Here is an 18,928-nt window from a genome sequence, read left to right as displayed (position 1 = left end):
GAATAAAAATGAATAAATTATATTGCATTAAAAATAATTTAATTATGTTTTTATTAATGGTTATATTTTATTATTCATTTAATTTATCTGCTTATGCATGGACTATTGATGCAGCAACAAAGTCAGATTATCAACATGAGCATAAGGGGATCATATTAGTAAAATTAGCTATCAATGCTTCACCTTGTCAATCTGAATATAGTTTTATAAAAGAAAAAAACACTAGTTTTTTATTTAGTGAACAAAAATATACAGTTAAATATAACTTTTTTAATTGTGGTGCTGGAGATAATTTTGAAAAAATAAACATTAGCCAGTTTTCTAAAAAAACACCTGTAGATTTGATTTTATATAATACTAAACTAAAGAGAGTGATTTTTAATAAAAATCTAAGATTAGATAATGGGAAAAATGATGTTTATTTTTCTTCACTAAATGCAAGTAATTATCTTTTGGAGATGCACTATGAGTAAAGTGTTATTATTAATTATTTTTTTTAGTTATTTTGTTAGTGCTAATTCTAGTTTAGATGTTAATTTTCGTGGGATATTAACTAGCACCACTTGTCAATTATCATCTGATTCATTAGAACAAGAAATTGCAATTAATAATTTACGTTGGCAATATTTAAATGAATATGGACGTAGCCCAATCAAATATTTTTTTCTAAATATAGAAAAATGTAGTGATACTGATTTAGCAAAAACAATTTCTATTACTTGGAAAAGTAACAGTGTGATTGTAATTGATGGAAATAATTACATTGCTACTGATGGTAATACAAATATTCTACTTGGTATCACAAATAGCGATGATAAATTGATTGAGCTTAATAAACCAATGCAGTTTTCTCAAGTTGAAAAGGTAGGTGAAATGCAAAAAATTAAATTTGGTGTTTTTGCTAGTAAACCTAATGAACGCAATATTAATATTGGTGATTTTATCAGTGTTGTAACATTCACAGTTGAGTATGAATGATGAGTTTCCATTTTTATAAATATAAATTACTTCAAATTTTAATGTTTTGGATAGCATGTGTATTAAATACGAATGCTGATGTTCTTATTAATATATCAGCAACAATGCTAGCACCAGCATGTAGTATTACGAGTACTGACGGTTATGATCCAATTGAAGTAAATTTTGATATTGTCAATGTTGAAAAATTAAATATTTCACCTCCAAGGAAAAGTTTTTCAATATTTATCAGTGAATGTGATTTAACAAAATCTTTGGCGATTGTTATTTCACCTAAAGCTAATGGTTCTATGATGGCTAAAGGTAGAAATATATTAGCAACCTCAGTAGAGGGACTTGGTATATCCTTTAGCGATATAACGATGGATAAAGATACATCAATCGATGTTGGTAAAAAACAACAAATTTATCCAGAGATATTAAATAATAAAGGTAAAATAGATATACAATCTGAATTAATTAATACAAAACCAATAAATGAATTACCTAAAGGATTTTTCAATGCATCGATGTCAGTGCTCATTACTTATAATTAGAGATATTTATTATGTTAAGAATATTTTTAACAAGCTTACTATTTATTAGTTTTTTATCTAATGCAGATTATGCTCCACAAATTGATAATCCAAGTGATGGTTTTTTTGTATCGTTTGGGGGTAATGCGACTATAGCATCATCACCTATTATAGCCAGTGATGGCAGTAAGTATTATAAGGTGGGAAATACTTATTCACTTTCAGGTAGTAAGGCAAGAGGTGGAGTAAAATGCAATGCTTTTTTTTGGGGGGCCCCAAATATTGGACGTCCTCCTGCATGGCATCGTGTTTTTGTTTATCAGCCTTCTGCCAATATAACTATTGATGGATTACAAGCTTATCGTGTTAATTCTAATGTTGTGTTTACATTACAAGGTCAGGCTGTAGGTAAATGGTGGCAAAATGGTGATCCTTGGATATCAGCCTGTTATCCTGCTGGTAATGGAAGTGAACTGGCACCAGTGAGTATGTTTCAACAACAATTCCCTATTAGTGTTACTATATATATCAATGAGAAAATTATTGATAATCATGTTACAATTCCTAACGCTAATTTAGCTGGTTATGTAAGAGCTTTTAATGGAGGACCAGGTAGTGCTCCACCCCCTTTTAATTCTTGGGATTTTTCTAAAACAACGGCTCCTATTCATTTAGAAAATTCTGATATCATGATACCTTCTAAATGCACAGTAAAAATAGATGGTATTAACTCGAGTAAATTGGAGTTAAATCATGGCATAATGAATGCCAAAGAGTATTTTAGTGAAGTAAAATCAACAGTAAATTATGAGTGTAAATTCTCATCATTAACAAAAGTAAAGTTTAAATTAGATTATATTAAAGACGATGATCCTTTAAAACGTGTACCTCTGTCTAATATTGGTGATCTACAGAGTAAAATTTATAGTGAGTTAGTTTTAATCGATAATAATACCGGTAAAGAAGCAGGAACAGAATTAAGAACAAGTATTAAAGATTTTCAAAGCATTACAATAAGGAGCACATTAAAAGGCTCTAATGCAGTAGCGGGAAATTATCAAGGTACTGCTTGGCTAATCGCTACGTTTGATTGACATATTATGATTTAGCATATAATTGATAGATATTTTCATATAATTATCTGAATAAGTCTCTATTTATCATTAGGATAAGTAGAGGCTTATTTTTTTTGAAATAGAGTGATTAAATTTATAAATAATACGATTGTAACGTATTAAAATTTTTTGGGATTAATTAACTTATTGATAAAAATGATTTTATAAATAATTTTTATTAATTGAACTATAATGGTTTATTTGGGCTATAATGTAAAAATATTGATTTAAAATTAGATACTATAGCGGTTTTGATAAATAATGATGAAATAGCACAATTATAATACTATAAAAATACATTTTAAAGAGGATAAAAAATGCATGATAAAATAATTAACGATATCCTTGATTGGATAGAAGATAATCTGACTAAACCAATTTCAACAATAGATGTAATAAAAAAATCTGGTTATAGTCAAAGATATTTTCAAGATCTATTTCTGCATAAAACAAAATCAACTATTGCTAAATATATTTTGTCTAGAAAGTTATCTATGTCAGCAATTTTGCTTAAATTAACTCGGTATTCTATATCAGAAATATCTAATGATTACTCTTTTACTTCTCAGCAGAATTTTTCAAGAGCTTTTAAACGATATTTTAAGGTAACGCCTGAATTTTATAGAAAAAGTAAATTTTGGGATTTTAGATATTATCGACCTCAACATAAAGTATTTGATTTTAAAAAAATAAATTGTCAGTTAATTTATTTATCAAAAGATAGATTGCTTGATAATAATTCTGATGATTTTAAGTTTTTTGATATTTCTATTCCTTTTGACTTTAAGTCAAATATTGCAATAGAGGGGCTAGGCTATAAAAATAAAAAACAGATTGAAATAATAAAAAGTCTTGTTGATTCATCAAATGATAATTTGTGTGTATCTTATAATTATTTCCTTAGTAGTAAAGTTAAAAATAAAATTACTGTAAAATATAATATAAAATATATTCATGATTATAATTTTTCCTTTAATAAAGAAGGTCTAAAGTATTATCTATTTTCATTTTTAGGCTCTTGGGAAGATTATATGATTTTATCCAATATTATCTATATGAGAGAATTACCGCTATTGCAAGCCAAGAGAAGAGATGGCTATGATATAGAAATATTTAATTCAGGTAAATTAGATAAAAACATTTGTTCTTTAAATTATCTTATCCCTATAATTTAGACATTTAAGTTTTTTCGGAGAGCTTTTATAATACTTCTTGAATTTTTTAATAAAATAGGAAGTATTTTTATACCCAGACAATGAAGATATCTGTCCTATTGTTAAATTTGTTGTAGCCAGAAGATTCATTGCGTGTGCCATTCTTACCGTTGTTAATAAAGTCATAAAATTAGTTTTTTCTGCTTCAAGTTTTTTTCGTAATGAAGACTCACTAATAAATAATTTACTACTAATCTCTTTTAGAGACCAGCTATGTTGTAAGTCACTAATAATAATATCTTTTACTTTTACTGATGTTAATTCTGGTTTTGATTTTAATATAAGGTTAGGTATATCAAAGTTTAACAGTAAATATGCGATTTTTAGTATCTGACTAAGCGAAGTTTTGTTATTTGTAATGACTTCATCATTAAATTTATTTTTTAATCTATTGAAAAATAGAATATCTTCATGATTTGCTTGTTTTATAAAGCTATCTTTATTATTATCTTGAGTAACTTCCTCTTTTTTATTGTTAATAGTAATTTTTAATACTTCCATCATAACTTCATGAGATAAAAATATAAATTCAGGCATTTTATTTTTTCCTAAGATAATATCTAATGCTGAATTTTTTTTTATAAAAACGATACTGTCGTTATCTATTTGATATTTAACATTATCTTTTGTTATGGATATTTCACAATCTTTTCTAATTAACAAAAGAATGTGGTTAGAGAAAATAATGTTTTTAAATTTTAAAGTATTATCTATATAGGCATTCATATTAAATTCTTTTGCTTCCTAATCTAATATTAAATGGTTTATTTTTGTTTGTATATTTAACAATAAACAAAATTATTAATTTATAAGCTTTTGTAAATAAATTATTATCATGTTGATGGAAATAAATAAATTAAAAAATAACGTTTTTAGATTTAATTATCTAATTGGGTTATTTTTTATCATATTGCATTATTTTTCTGTGAGGTATTTGTTACTTTATTTTTTCCTATTTATTTTAGAGAGTTTTTAGATCCTCCATATATCTTTATCTTTTTTGGGAATTTTATATTAAGTAAAAAGGTTGTTTTAACATTTTTGGTGTTTTTTTATGTTAAAGATGTTAATTGTTATTATTTATCTTTTGCTTTTTTGGTCTAATTTTATCATTTTGTTAATTATCATAATGGGTGATTAATTTATCATTTTGTTGGCTTAAAAGAATTCTATTAAAAGCGTAAAGTTCTCATAAATAGAGTATTGCTACTCTTATTTGGATTGTTTTAGTTATGGGTAGATGTATATGTTAAGAGATATCAGTAGGTGAGAGTAAAAAGAGTAATGTTGTTTTCATGTAAAAAATATAATTAAAACAATTGGTTATTTTATCTTGGTATTTTTTAAAACCTTATGTTGGTATTTTTATGGACATAAATAAGATTTTAGGCCGAGAGATTAAATTTTTAAGAAAACGTTCTTTGCTGTCAGGATGCGAATTGGCAAAAGCCTTTGGAATAAGTCAACAGCACCTTTCACGGATTGAGCGAGGAGAAGTTCAATGGAGTGTATCTTTCCTACTTAGAGTATGCGCTTTTTTTGATATTCCAATGATTCATTTTATTAAATTGATAGAGAAAGAAACATCTTCATTTTCTATTGTTGATAATAATTTATGTCAATTTGAATTTATTGAAATAAATAATAGGAGAAGGATAGGTCATAGAAAGTAAAGGTAGATATTTATAGATGTTAGCAGTATTACATTAGATAGCCTCTAAATTAATTTAGAGACATTTTATACGAGAGTTATATATGAATATAATCTTTTTTGAAAAGAATTCAAACGAGAAAGTACAATTACAACCTCATGCTAAGCATACTATAACGGCGAAAGCAGGGGATGTGTATCAGTTAATTGATTCAGATACTCAACTTTCTCCATTAGATATTCAAGCGCATCGTAAATCGGATGATCTTATTTTATCTAGTAAAGAACAAAATATAGAAGTTGTTATTAAAGATTTTTGGCAAGAATGCCAACCAGGGGAACAACAATGTTACACCACTTTAAATGTTTTAGATTCAAATGGTGTAATGGGACAAGCAACTATTACTCAAGATGGTCCTGTTTTAGAACATTTAGTTGCTGGTGAAACAGGTACTCTTTCTGATAATGATGATGGAATTGGTCTATTTTTATGGGTTGCTGGTTCAATCGGTAGTGCATTAGCGATCTTTTTAGCTAATAGAAATCATGGTGGTGACAATAATAAAGGTAATGAGGCTGATATTACCGCGCCGAGTAAGCCAGGATTAACTGCAGAAGATGATGGTTCTGTTTCTATCGATTTACCAAAAGATGCCAATAAAGGTGATTCTGTAGATGTTACTTTTGAAGATGAGGATGGTAATTCAAATACTGTCACATTAGAAAAGGGAGATAATGGCTGGACATCAAGTGATCCTGAATTAATTCCTGATACAGATAATAATCAAGTCACTATCCCTAATGATAAGATAAAAGATAATAGTGATGTTACCGCAAGTGCGAAAGATCCGAGTGGTAATAAAAGTGATGATGTTACTGTAACAGCCAAACCTGATCCCGTATCAGATATGCCTGTTTTAAGCATTCCAGAAGTTGACGATGGTTATGCGAATGCAGAAGAGCTGAAAGACGGTTTACAAGCAGAAGTTACTTTGCCAGCGGGTACGGTTGAAGGGGCGGAAATCACCTTAACGGTCACTCGCCCAGATAATACTACAGAAACGATTACATACACTGTAACTAAAGATGATGTTGCTGCAGGTAAGATTTCGATTGATATTCCTAAAGATGCGGTACAAAACGGCCAAAACAGTGTCGATGTCAGCATAACTCAAGGCAATAATCCAGCCAAACCAGGAAACAAAGTAGATTTTGCTGTTGATGGACAAATCCCGGGCGATACCGATGGTGATGGTACGGTGGATACCACGCCGGTAGTGACCATTCCAGAAGCTGCGGACGGTGTAAATGCTGACGAGCTAAAAGATGGCGTACAGACCGAAGTGACTGTACCGGGGGGAGTGCGGCAGGTGACACACTGACACTCACTATTACCAAACCAGATGGATCAACTGATACTGTTGAACACACACTGACTGCAGATGAAGTGGCGGTAGGCAAAGCTGATGTGACTATCCCCGCAGATAAAGTGACAGCAGATGGTAACTATTCTGTTACCGCAGAAATTACTGATCCGGCGGGTAATACCAGTGGTCAGGGTAAACCTACGGACTTTATGGTTGATACGCAAATTCCGGGCGATACAGACGGTGATGGTACGGTGGATACCACACCGGTGGTGACCATTCCAGAAGCTGCGGACGGTGTAAATGCTGACGAGCTAAAAGATGGCATACAGACCGAAGTGACTGTACCGGGGGGGAGTGCAGCAGGTGACACACTGACACTCACTATTACCAAACCAGATGGATCAACTGATACTGTTGAACACACACTGACTGCAGATGAAGTGACGGCAGGTAAAGCCGATGTGACAATCCCCGCAGATAAAGTGACAGCAGACGGTAACTATTCTGTTACCGCAGAAATTACTGATCCGGCGGGTAATACCAGTGGTCAAGGTAAACCTACGGACTTTATGGTTGATACGCAAATTCCGGGCGATACAGACGGTGATGGTACGGTGGATACCACACCGGTGGTGACCATTCCGGAAGCTGCGGACGGTGTAAATGCTGACGAGCTAAAAGACGGCGTACAGACACAAGTGACTGTACCGGGAGGTAGTGCAGCAGGTGACACACTGACACTCACTATTACTAAACCAGGTGGATCAACCGATACTGTTGAACACACACTGACTGCAGATGAAGTGACGGCAGGTAAAGCCGATGTGACAATCCCCGCAGATAAAGTGACAGCAGATGGTAACTATTCTGTTACCGCAGAAATTACTGATCCGGCAGGTAATACCAGTGGTCAGGGTAAACCTACTGACTTTGCTGTCGATACCGTGGCACCGTCGGCTCCTGTATTAAAAGCAGAGGACGATGGTTCGGTTTCAGTTGACTTACCAACAGATGCCAATAAAGGTGATACGGTAGAAATTACCTTTGAAGATGAAAAGGGTGATAAGCACACGGTTACCTTAGAAAAAGGGGATAACGGTTGGACATCTGATACACCGGCGTTGATCCCAGACAGCAACGGCGATAAGGCGACCATTCCTGCGGATAATATAAAAGACAATAGTGATGTAACGGGGATTGCCAAAGATCCGAGTGGCAACGAAAGTGACCCATCAACGGTGACTTCGAAAACGGACGGTGTCGCTGATGCGCCTGTACTGACTATCCCAGAAGTGGCTGACGGTTATGCGAATGCGGATGAACTGAAAGACGGCTTACAAGCAGAAGTTACCTTGCCAGCGGGTACGGTTGAAGGGGCGGAAATCACCTTAACGGTCACTCGCCCAGATAAAACCACTGAAACCGTAACGCATACAGTCACTAAAGATGAAGCTGCTGCGGGTAAAGCATCTGTTGATATTCCTAAAGATGCGGTACAAAACGGCCAAAACAGTGTCGATGTCAGCTTAACTCAAGGCAATAATCCAGCCAAACCAGGAAACAAAGTAGATTTTGCTGTTGATGGACAAATTCCGGGCGATACCGATGGTGATGGTACGGTGGATACCACACCGGTGGTGACCATTCCGGAAGCTGCGGACGGTGTAAATGCTGACGAGCTAAAAGACGGCGTACAGACACAAGTGACTGTACCGGGAGGTAGTGCAGCAGGTGACACACTGACACTCACTATTACTAAACCAGATGGATCAACCGATACTGTTGAACACACACTGACTGCAGATGAAGTGACGGCAGGTAAAGCCGATGTGACAATCCCTGCAGATAAAGTGACAGCAGATGGTAACTATTCTGTTACCGCAGAAATTACTGATCCGGCGGGTAATACCAGTGGTCAGGGTAAACCTACTGACTTTATGGTTGATACGCAAATTCCGGGCGATACAGATGGTGATGGTGTGGTGGATATAACACCGGTAGTGACCATTCCAGAAGCTACGGACGGGGTAAATGCTGGCGAGCTAAAAGATGGCGTACAGACCGAAGTGACTGTACCGGGAGGTAGTGCGGCAGGTGACACACTGACACTCACTATTACTAAACCAGACGGCTCAACCGACACCGTTGAACACACACTGACTGCAGATGAAGTGACGGCAGGTAAAGCCGATGTGACTATCCCTGCAGATAAAGCAACTCCGGATGGTAATTATTCTGTTAAAGCAGAAATTACAGATCCCGCAGGTAACACGAGTGGTGAAGGTAAAGCAACGGACTTCACTGTAGATACCGTTGCCCCATCTACCCCTGTATTAAATGCTGAGGATAATGGCTCTGTTTCTGTTGAACTGCCAGGGGATGCCAACAAAGGCGATACGGTAGAAATTACCTTTGAAGATGAAAAAGGGGATAAACAGACTGTAACAATGGAGAAAGGGGATAATGGTTGGACATCTAGTGATCCTAATTTGATCCCAGACAGTCAGGGCAATAACACCGCTATTCCATCTGATAATGTAAAAGATAACAGTGAAGTAACCGCAATAGCTAAAGATCCAAGCGGTAATGAAAGTGCTCCAGCAACAGCAACGTCCAAAACAGATGTGCTACCGACAGTGAGTATTAGTGTTGATACAACATCAGTAAATGACAATGGAGATAAGATTAGTGCTGATGCTTCTGTTTCGGGTGAAATAACAGAAGTTCCTGCAACAATAGAGGACAAGGATGATACTACCGGATTAGTATATACCGTTGCTCTAGATTATGTTGCAGCACAGGATGTGACCGTAACCATAACCTTAACAAATGATGCTGGTCATGCAAGTGCGCCGGATTATTCAACGCTTGCAGGCTCTCAGCATGATGGGAAAATCGCCCTACATGGGGACACAGGTAAAGTAACCTATGATGGAGCTTCAACAGTAACGGTTGTTATTCCTGCTGGATCTAAGAGTGTTTCATTTATAGTTGATCCAACAATGGAAGCTAACCAAAATGCATTTAATGCTGAAGGTATGGAGAAAGTTGTTGCAACCATTACGGGAACATCTAATAACGCTACCGCTGTAACTGATACAGTAAATAATGCAGGTGCTTCTGCTACAGGGGTTATTTATGATGGCAACCCTATTTCATTACGTAATCTGGACGGCGATTTTACACTGAAGTATTCATTATCCTCATCAGTGGCTGAAAATGGGGACTTTGGATATACCATCGGAGTTGATAGCGGTAAAAAGGATCCTAAGCTAACGACAGATTACAATGATACGATTTATGTTGGTTATTATCAGGATGGTAGCGAAACTTCATCATACAGCAATCTTGCTAACTCGCAGGATAATGGACCTGATGGTACAAAAACAGATGGTAATCAAAGTATTACAACTGTTGATTTAGGTGCTGGTGATGACCTGATGGTGATCCGCGGTAATATGTTAACCAATACACGAGTCTATGCTGGTGAAGGTAATGATACCTTTACTATGGACGGCATGAATACAGCGTTACGTTCTATGTATGCTGGTAGTTATCTCTTTATGGAATCTGGTAATGATACCGTTACGATTAAACGTACAGGGGTAACCAATGCTGGTCAAATCTATCTTGGCTCAGGTAGTGATACCTTTACTCAAGGTGATGCCAATGATCAAAATAATACCGAATTGTCCGGTTTATTAGATCTGGGTAGTGGTACTCAAGATAAGTCAAATATGCCAAATGAGTATCTTTCTGTTTATCAGGGTGGCAGTAATTTAAGCTTAGGTAATGACAATAACATTGATGCGGTCACAGATGTTAATACTGTCACTATTTATGGTTCTGTCTCCGGTGAAATTTTAGGTGGATATGGTAGTGATAATATCACTATCACTAAAAATCTGACTGGTAATGTTTCTGTTGGTGATAATACAGACACTCTAACTGCTGGGTGGATTTATGGTGGTGCCACTGTTTCTATGGGGGATGGCAATGATACGGTTACTGTCACTGAAGGTGCGTATAACACAACTATTTCACTAGGGGCAGGAGATGATGTGTTTGATGCTACTGCTGGTGTTATGGGGGATTCTGTTAGCGCGACATTAGTGAATGGTGAAGATGGCAATGACACCATAAAATTAGGCACAATTGGTAAAAATCTGACAGTTGATGCGGGTGCTGGCGATGATACTGTGATTTTGACAAAAGATTATGATCCTTCACCTATAGGTAATCAGGGATATATTAATGGGGGAGAGGGAACTGATACTTTAGTCTTATCAGGTACGATTACGGTAAATATGGCCACTAAGACTGATGAAGGTATTGCTAATTTCGAAAAAGTCGATATGACGGTTAACAGTGAGTTGAAAGTGGACAATAGCTCTCAGACTATTAAGTTAACCGCATCTGATGTGTTGGGAATGAATGCAAATTCAACGATTTATATTTCCGGTGATGCTAATGATAAGGTGGATTTAGGTGCCGATGGTGCTGGAGGTTTAGGTGCATTTACAGCTACTGCCACTACAACAAAAGCAACCGCATTAGATGGTACTGAACATACTTACACTCTTTATAGCAGTGCAAGTGGTGCTAATGTCTATATTGATAATAATATTATCGATAATGGAGGCGTTATTTAATTATCTGTTGTAATTAAATCTAAGGCTGCTCTTTCGGGCAGCCTTATTATCTAATCATAAAACTTTTATATTTAGATTATATTTTCTTATTAGAGGTAATATCTGTGTTTTCTATAAATAAACTCAAAATAATAACGTTTGTTATTTTAGGAGGTGTATTATTTAATTCACATGCAAACTCTTTAAAGTATATATTAAATAATTCATTAAATAATGCACCAGAGTTATTAGAAGCTAAAGCTGATATAGATATAGCCGTTGCAAAAGTTAATCAGACTAGAGCTCAACATTTTCCCGTAATAAGCGTAACTGGAAATAAATTATTAGGACAATATCATAGAGATAAAAGCGACTATGACAATAATAGTTTTATTCCAGGATTAAGAGGTGAATTAAATATCTATTCTTTCGGTGGAATAGAAAATGATGTTGAACGTAATGAAAAAGAACAACTCTATTATCAATTTAAATATAGCGAAACGAAAGAAAATGTCGCTTACACCATATCAGATCTCTATTTAAAAGCATTGCTAGCTAAAGAATCTATTGCGGTAAAGAAAAAAAGTTTAGATAGACATAATAAGATTATATCTGAATTAAATGTGATAGCCCGTAATGATGAAGGGCGTGTTTCTGAATATGTTCAGGCAGAAGCAAGAAAAATATTAGTAGAACAAGATATTAACTATTATGAAAAAGAATTAATGACAACGTTAAGTACGTTATCAAAATATACGGGTTTCCCCGTTGGTGAAAGCGATCTTGTCAATCCTTTTGATGGAATGACGGTCAGTGATATGTATAGCGAATTCACTGCGGAAAATAATAATCAAAATCCAGCTTATCTCGTGAGTCAGGCTGATATCGATGCTAAAAAAATGGGCGTTAAAGTAGAAAATAAAAAACAATTACCAAGAATTAATTTAACTGGAAATATAACTAAAGATGATCGTCAGATAGGCATTGATGTGACATGGGACATTATTAATTTTTCATCATTATATTCTATTGATGAAAAAGTAAGTCAGTTAAACGCGGCACAACAGAGAATGGATAGAGTGATTAGAGATATTGAAGAAGCAAGACGTTTATCAGTAATTAATATCCAAAAAAGTACTCAAAAATTGAAGATATTAGATGCACAAATTTTATCATCGACAAAAGTAGTCGATTTTTATCAATTGCAATTTAATGTTGCACGCCGTTCTTTGTTAGATGTTTTGAATGCAGAAAAAGAGTTATCTGATGTTGAATTATCTTATGCCACGACATTGAGTGATCTTAGGTACGGGATGCTTGATTATTTGTATGCACAAGGAAAACTTTCGCACTGGGCACTTAATTCACACACTCACTAATAAATTAAGGTAAATATTGTAGTTATGAAATTGATCATAGAAGGTCTTTCTCTTACAACCCAGTTATTAGGCACACATTTATCTGTGGCTACACTGACTGCACATACAATCCGTACTACAAAGATGGGAATTGATTTTTCATCACTGGTTGAATATCTGAAAAGTGAAGGATTTGAAAATACATTATCACAACGATTATTAGATGATATTCCCTCTCTAGCTATGCCAGTATTATTATTATTAAAAAATGAAGAGAGTGCTGTTTTAACCGAAGTTTCATTTGATGAAACTGGACAACGTAAATATAAAATTCAGCAAGTAGATGGTTTATCTATATGGTTAACACAATCTGAATTAAGTGAAAAATATTTAGGTTATTGCTGGTTCATTAAGCCACGTATTACAGAAGATGTTCGTTCAGAATTGCCTGAATATACGATGCCTAAAGCATGGTTTTTTAAAGTTATATGGCGCTTTAAAAAGTATTACTATCAAATCATTCTTGCTACTTTTGTTATTAATTTTTTGGCACTTGTTAGTTCATTATATGTCATGAATGTTTATGACAGAGTAATACCTAATAAGTCATATCAAACACTCTGGGTTTTAAGTATCGGGGTAATTATTGCAATATTATTTGAATTTACAGCTAAAATGCTCCGAGGCCGGTTAACTGATATTGCTGGTAAGAAAGCTGATTTAATTATCAGTTCTGCTTTATTTAGAAAGGTCACAAATCTTAAGTTACAGGAAAAACCTATATCATCTGGCTCCTATGTTAATAATTTACGAGATTTTGAATCTGTCCGTGATTTTATGACGAGCGCGAGTTTATTAACATTAGTTGATATGCCTTTTTTAATTTTATTTGTATCTGTAATTGCGCTTGTTGGAGGCTATTTAGCTTTTGTGCCACTTACGATAATTCCATTGGTTATTATTGTCGGACTTTTAGCTCAGATCCCTTTATCCAAATATATTAATGAATCGATGAAGGAATCATCTCAAAGGCAAGGATTAGCTGTAGAAGCGATTGAAGGCATAGAAACATTAAAAACGAATAATGCCATGAATTGGGCGCAAAAGCGTTGGGATTATTACACAGCAAAAACAGCATCTTCATCAATGAAAGTTAAAAATATCAGTAATTTTGTTATTTATTTTGCAGTAATGATGCAACAGTTAAATACGATATTTTTAGTTATTATTGGTACTTATTTGATTCATAGCGATGATCCTGCAAGTAAAATTACAATGGGGGCGTTAATCGCAACGGTTATTTTATCTGGTAGAGCGTTATCACCATTAGGACAGATTGCGGGTTTAGCCGTGCGCTTTCAACAGGCTTGGGTCGCATTAAAAGGTGTTAATGGCATTGTTGAGCGACCATCAGAACGTGAACCATCTAGGAAATATATTACGTTAAAACAAATAAATGGAAATATAAAATTCCAAAATGTTTCATTTGCTTATAACCAAGATAGTAGCAGTGTAGTGAAAAATTTATCATTTGAAATAAAGCCAGGTGAAAAAGTTGGAATACTTGGGCGTATTGGCAGTGGTAAATCAACGACTTTAAAATTAGCAGCTGGGTTATATCCTGCAGAGCAAGGGAGTATCACACTAGATGATGTCGATATTCGCCAAATAGATCCTCATTATTTGCGTAATCAGGTTTTGTTATTAGAACAAGAGCCAAGGTTATTTTTAGGTAGTTTAAGAGAAAATCTTGATTTAGCCCGTATGGATGGCTTCTCTAGTGATCAAGATTTGATTGTGGCACTGAAGCGGTTTGGTTTGGATAAAGTTATTAAAAAGCATCCTAGGGGATTAGATATGTCCTTGGGAGAAAATGGGTTAGGTCTTTCTGGTGGACAAAAACAAATTGTTGCTTTGGCTAGAATGACGTTGAGAAATCCCAAAATTGTTTTACTTGATGAACCAACAACGGGGCTTGATCAATATTCAGAAATTCAGGCATTAAATGCCATTTCAGCATGGTGTCGCTCAAAGACATTATTGGTTGTTACTCATCGACCTCAGGTACTGAGTATTGTCAATCGAATAATTGTTGTTGATAACGGTAAAGTTGTGATGGATGGTCCCAGAGATGCGGTTTTACAGCAGTTAGCTAAAAATGAAACAGAAAAACAAATAACTGCTCACTCAAAAACCAAAATAGATAAGTAAGATTGGGAATGTGAAATGAATGAACTAAATAAAAAACACCTGATGCCTTCAAGTCATACTAAAGAGGTTCTTTCTAATAAGGACTTAGCACTTCTAAATGACTTGCATGCAGCACTTCAGAATGAAAAACATCATAAAAGTTTTATGATGATCACAATATTGCTGATCTTTATGGTTATTTTCGTTATTTGGGCATGGAATAGTAATCTTGAAGAGGTAACTCGTGGTCAAGGCAGTATTATTCCTAGCAGTCGCGAGCAGATAATCCAAACATTGGATGCTGGCATATTAAAAAGTATGCAAGTTAAAGAAGGGGATATAGTTGAAAAAGGTCAAGTATTATTAATGCTAGATGATACTCGAACATCGGCTATCTTAAGAGAAAGTGAAGCAAAAGTTGCTAATCTAGAAGCAATACGAGCACGACTTAAAGCGGAGGCTTATTCTACTGAGCTTAGCTTTCCAGAAGGTTTATCAACAGAATTAGTAACTCGTGAAACAACAGTATACAAGATACGTAAAGACGCATTGAAATCAGGAATAGACAATTTACAACAAAGTAAAGCATTGTTAGACCGAGAAATTTCTATCACTAAGCCAATAGTTGCACAAGGTGCAATGTCTGCTGTGGAATTATTAAGAATGGAGAGGCAATCAGCCGATATTCAATTACAAATAGATGAAAAGAAAAATAAATATTTAACTGAAGCTGGGGCTGAATTAGTTAAAACAGAAGCGGAATTAGCTCAAGCAAGGGAAAATATGGCAGGGCGAGCTGATCCTGTTGAACGTGCTTTAATACGTGCACCATTAAGAGGTATTGTGAAAAATATCCGTATTAATACAGTTGGTGGAGTAATTTCAGCAGGGCAGGATATAATGGAAATTGTTCCTTTAGAAGATCAGTTATTAGTTGAAGCTTATATTAGTCCTCGAGATGTGGCCTATGTACGTGCTGGTATGCCTGCATTAGTAAAATTGACTGCTTATGATTATGCGATTTATGGTGGGTTAGAAGGCGTCGTGACTTTGGTAAGCCCAGATACATTGCATGATCAAAAAAGACCTAGTGATTTAAAACTTAATCAAGATGAAGCTTTTTATCGCGTATTGGTCACAACTCAAAGTAGTCATCTTACGGATAAAAATGGAAAAGAGCTTCCTGTTATTCCGGGTATGATCGCCAGTGTTGATATTAAAACAGGTGAGAAAACGGTTTTCCAATATTTGATTAAACCTATAACAAGAATGAAGCAGGCATTACAAGAGCGGTAATAATTTTTGAGGTCATAACTATCATAGAAGCAGTTATGACCTGTTATCAAGCTATTACTTGTATACTATTTATTAAATTTAAATATTTTTTAAATGGATATTAAATAAATTATTATACTCTTTATTTACTTATAATATAAGTAAGAATGAGGTGCTATTTTTAGCATGTATTATTTGATAAACAATAAGGAGAACTATATCTAAAAAATTTTTTGACATAATATTATAGATAGTTATTTGATGTTTTTTATTTATAGAAAATAAAATTTAATTATATAATCTGAGTGTATGTATAAAAATACTCCTATGGTGAGTATTTTTTTTATTGCTAATTATCACTTATAGTAAATATACTTAAATTAAGAGATATTTTGTTTAATTTTTGTTGTCAAATAAAACATTAATTTAACATTTTCTTGTGTTTTTATTTTTCATATGTATCAAATTGTAACTAAATGTAAATATGTGACTGAGTAGTTCTTTTTTAACTTATTGTATTTCATTGTTATTTTGTTTTTTATGGGGAGTGGGAGCTATTTTTAATAGGAATTATAAGAGTAAATTTATCTTTTTAATTTTAAATAACGATTTTACATAATTCATAATAAACTTTATATTTCTACTATAAGAAATACTTGTTCTTTAATGGCTCATGTAGGTGAAGATTATGTATGTCGTGTATAATGAACTAAATAGTCGTATCGGCGCTTACATTAGAAAAACACGGAAAGAAATGGGGATGTCGGCTTTAGTATTAGGTGAGAAATTAAATATGAGTCAACAGCAGATATCTCGTTGTGAAAATGGAAAGACTAATTTAACTTTTGAATTTATTAATAAAGTCCTTGTTGCTTTAAATAAACAATGGTATCACTTATTCAATGAAGTTATCTATCAGTTTGATCATGAACAGTTTATATACATCATAAATAATGAAAGAAACTATCAATTTATTCTATCTGAAATGAAAAAGTAATTTTAAAAATAATATTTATTATTTAACACTATAACATTCGTTATAAACGTAATCATAGTATATGGGAAATATATATTTTATGCTCTAGATATTGATGAAATCGACGTTATAAATTTAGCAATTTATTATATTTTATAGTTTATTATAAAAATATTTCTTCAAGGTGAATGTTCTTGTTTTTTATAAATTAAAGGATACAACCTAATGAGCAATTTTAAGTATTATTTTTTTCTAATTACTTTTACATCTGAATTTATTTATGCGGGTGGATCTTTACAACTATGTAATAAACATATTGATACATATGGTTCTTCAATAGGCTCTGAGAGTTATAAAAAAGATTTAACACATTATTCTTCTGTTACAAAAATAATATGTAATACAAATGATGATGCTCGTTTTTCTTTAAATTCAGAGGGAGATGGATTAGGACAATATGGTTATGATGCATCAAAAGCCCAAATAAAAGGAATGGCTAGTGGTAAGATAACAATAAGGTCTACTGAAACAACGTTTACTGGTTATTCTAAATTTCAAAATAATATCAGTTTAGATAATAATAAAATATTTAATATAAAAGATGGCACCTTATCTGAGAATAGTAAGGAGGCTGTAAATGGTTCTCAATTATTTAAAATAGATAGTGTTAAGGCTGATAAGGTTTCTTTAAACAATACAGATAAAAATGTGAGTGAAAATGCTGATAGTATTAATAAGTTAGATGAAAATTTAAAGAAAACAAATCAGCAAATTGAAATTAATACCACAAGTATTAATAAACATAATATGGAATTAAAGGAATATAATAGCGCTATAAAAGATATAGATTTTAAAACGAGAGATTTAACTAATACTGCAGATATATTAAGTAAAATTGCAATAAAAACTCAACAAGATATGAATGAGAATACTCAATCGATTAGCAGATTAAATCAAGATAAAGCGGATAAAGCACAGCTAGCGGAAACGGATAAACGGGTAGACGCAAACGCCCATAATCTTGCTATGCACCAAACCCGTATTGAGGCTAACCGAGATGCGATCAACGGGTTAAATCAAGATAAAGCGGATAAAGCACAGCTAGCGGAAACGGATAAACGGGTAGACGCAAACGCCCATAACCTTGCTATGCACCAAACCCATATTGAGGCTAACCGAGATGCGATCAACGGATTAAATCAAGATAAAGCGGATAAAGCACAGCTAGCGGAAACGGATAAACGGGTAGACGCAAACGCCCATAATCTTGCTATGCACCAAACCCGTATTGAGGCTAACCGAGATGCGATCAACGGGTTAAATCAAGATAAAGCGGATAAAGCACAGCTAGCGGAAACGGATAAACGGGTAGACGCAAACGCCCATAATCTTGCTATGCACCAAACCCGTATTGAGGCTAACCGAGATGCGATCAACGGGTTAAATCAAGATAAAGCGGATAAAGCACAGCTAGTAGAAACAGATAAACGGGTAGACGCAAACGCCCATAATCTTGCTATGCACCAAACCCGGATTGAGGCTAACCGAGATGCGATCAACGGGTTAAATCAAGATAAAGCGGATAAAGCACAGCTAGCGGAAACGGATAAACGGGTAGACGCAAACGCCCATAATCTTGCTATGCACCAAACCCG

The 18,928-nt window shown here is 34.0% G+C and carries 13 protein-coding genes and 1 pseudogene; 13 read left to right on the top strand and 1 reads right to left on the bottom strand.

Annotation, left to right across the window (positions count from 1 at the left end; all coding sequences use genetic code 11):
* The first annotated feature begins 8 nt into the window (after positions 1–8).
* The 5 genes from ACYUCW_RS14045 to ACYUCW_RS14025 all read left to right on the top strand — a co-directional run bounded on the left by ACYUCW_RS14045 (position 9) and on the right by ACYUCW_RS14025 (position 3,783).
* On the top strand, positions 9–473 hold the full coding sequence (locus tag ACYUCW_RS14045; RefSeq protein WP_004244878.1) for a hypothetical protein: 465 nt from the start codon (positions 9–11) through the stop codon (positions 471–473).
* Positions 466–978, top strand: a complete 513-nt coding sequence (locus ACYUCW_RS14040) for a fimbrial protein (RefSeq protein WP_004244876.1) — start codon at positions 466–468, stop codon at positions 976–978. Before ACYUCW_RS14045 ends, ACYUCW_RS14040 begins: the two co-directional genes overlap by 8 nt.
* Positions 975–1,514, top strand: coding sequence for a fimbrial protein (locus ACYUCW_RS14035; RefSeq protein WP_004244874.1), 540 nt, complete (start codon positions 975–977; stop codon positions 1,512–1,514). The genes ACYUCW_RS14040 and ACYUCW_RS14035 overlap by 4 nt, the downstream gene beginning before the upstream one ends.
* A gap of 11 nt (positions 1,515–1,525) precedes the next feature.
* The gene (locus ACYUCW_RS14030; RefSeq protein WP_460408831.1) at positions 1,526–2,587 is read left to right on the top strand and encodes an adhesin; all 1,062 of its coding nucleotides are present in this window, start codon (positions 1,526–1,528) and stop codon (positions 2,585–2,587) included.
* A gap of 338 nt (positions 2,588–2,925) precedes the next feature.
* Positions 2,926–3,783, top strand: coding sequence for a helix-turn-helix domain-containing protein (locus tag ACYUCW_RS14025; RefSeq protein ID WP_004244872.1), 858 nt, complete (start codon positions 2,926–2,928; stop codon positions 3,781–3,783).
* Here ACYUCW_RS14025 and ACYUCW_RS14020 read toward each other — a convergent pair.
* Positions 3,757–4,548, bottom strand: coding sequence for a helix-turn-helix domain-containing protein (locus ACYUCW_RS14020; protein ID WP_004244871.1), 792 nt, complete (start codon positions 4,546–4,548; stop codon positions 3,757–3,759). The genes ACYUCW_RS14025 and ACYUCW_RS14020 overlap by 27 nt on opposite strands.
* Before the next feature lie 641 nt (positions 4,549–5,189).
* Between ACYUCW_RS14020 and ACYUCW_RS14015 the strand changes: the two genes are divergently transcribed.
* From ACYUCW_RS14015 to ACYUCW_RS13980, 8 genes and pseudogenes are all read left to right on the top strand, one after another.
* A complete protein-coding gene (locus tag ACYUCW_RS14015; protein ID WP_004244870.1) occupies positions 5,190–5,495 on the top strand; it encodes a helix-turn-helix domain-containing protein in 306 nt (101 codons plus the stop codon).
* A gap of 82 nt (positions 5,496–5,577) precedes the next feature.
* Positions 5,578–6,855 carry a hypothetical protein gene (locus tag ACYUCW_RS14010; RefSeq protein WP_460408829.1) on the top strand — a complete coding sequence of 426 codons (1,278 nt, stop codon included), beginning with the start codon at positions 5,578–5,580 and terminating at the stop codon, positions 6,853–6,855.
* Complete coding sequence (locus ACYUCW_RS14005; RefSeq protein ID WP_460408841.1) at positions 6,852–11,495, top strand: beta strand repeat-containing protein; 4,644 nt, start codon at positions 6,852–6,854, stop codon at positions 11,493–11,495. Before ACYUCW_RS14010 ends, ACYUCW_RS14005 begins: the two co-directional genes overlap by 4 nt.
* A gap of 104 nt (positions 11,496–11,599) precedes the next feature.
* Positions 11,600–12,853, top strand: coding sequence for a TolC family protein (locus ACYUCW_RS14000; protein WP_020945289.1), 1,254 nt, complete (start codon positions 11,600–11,602; stop codon positions 12,851–12,853).
* A gap of 24 nt (positions 12,854–12,877) precedes the next feature.
* The gene (locus ACYUCW_RS13995; RefSeq protein WP_049202916.1) at positions 12,878–15,043 is read left to right on the top strand and encodes a type I secretion system permease/ATPase; all 2,166 of its coding nucleotides are present in this window, start codon (positions 12,878–12,880) and stop codon (positions 15,041–15,043) included.
* A 15-nt stretch (positions 15,044–15,058) separates the two neighbouring features.
* Entirely contained in the window at positions 15,059–16,318 is a 1,260-nt protein-coding gene (locus ACYUCW_RS13990) for an HlyD family type I secretion periplasmic adaptor subunit (RefSeq protein ID WP_460408827.1), read from the top strand.
* A gap of 667 nt (positions 16,319–16,985) precedes the next feature.
* A complete protein-coding gene (locus tag ACYUCW_RS13985; RefSeq protein WP_004244863.1) occupies positions 16,986–17,294 on the top strand; it encodes a helix-turn-helix domain-containing protein in 309 nt (102 codons plus the stop codon).
* 204 nt (positions 17,295–17,498) lie between these two features.
* Positions 17,499–18,928: pseudogene (locus ACYUCW_RS13980) on the top strand (hypothetical protein); the annotation flags it as partial.

It is taken from the genome of Proteus sp. MB838 (assembly GCF_054767435.1).
The sequence above is the reverse complement of the archived record's forward strand: the minus strand, read 5'-3'. Positions and strand labels throughout refer to the sequence as shown.

Bases quoted from the DNA above. Each gene is read 5' to 3' on its own strand.
- ACYUCW_RS14025 (WP_004244872.1), top strand. From the start codon at position 2,926: ATGCATGATAAAATAATTAACGATATCCTTGATTGGATAGAAGATAAT.
- ACYUCW_RS14040 (WP_004244876.1), top strand. From the start codon at position 466: ATGAGTAAAGTGTTATTATTAATTATTTTTTTTAGTTATTTTGTTAGT.
- ACYUCW_RS13990 (WP_460408827.1), top strand. From the start codon at position 15,059: ATGAATGAACTAAATAAAAAACACCTGATGCCTTCAAGTCATACTAAA.
- ACYUCW_RS14010 (WP_460408829.1), top strand. From the start codon at position 5,578: ATGAATATAATCTTTTTTGAAAAGAATTCAAACGAGAAAGTACAATTA.
- ACYUCW_RS13985 (WP_004244863.1), top strand. From the start codon at position 16,986: ATGTATGTCGTGTATAATGAACTAAATAGTCGTATCGGCGCTTACATT.
- ACYUCW_RS14015 (WP_004244870.1), top strand. From the start codon at position 5,190: ATGGACATAAATAAGATTTTAGGCCGAGAGATTAAATTTTTAAGAAAA.
- ACYUCW_RS14035 (WP_004244874.1), top strand. From the start codon at position 975: ATGATGAGTTTCCATTTTTATAAATATAAATTACTTCAAATTTTAATG.
- ACYUCW_RS14030 (WP_460408831.1), top strand. From the start codon at position 1,526: ATGTTAAGAATATTTTTAACAAGCTTACTATTTATTAGTTTTTTATCT.
- ACYUCW_RS14020 (WP_004244871.1), bottom strand. From the start codon at position 4,548: ATGAATGCCTATATAGATAATACTTTAAAATTTAAAAACATTATTTTC.
- ACYUCW_RS14045 (WP_004244878.1), top strand. From the start codon at position 9: ATGAATAAATTATATTGCATTAAAAATAATTTAATTATGTTTTTATTA.
- ACYUCW_RS13995 (WP_049202916.1), top strand. From the start codon at position 12,878: ATGAAATTGATCATAGAAGGTCTTTCTCTTACAACCCAGTTATTAGGC.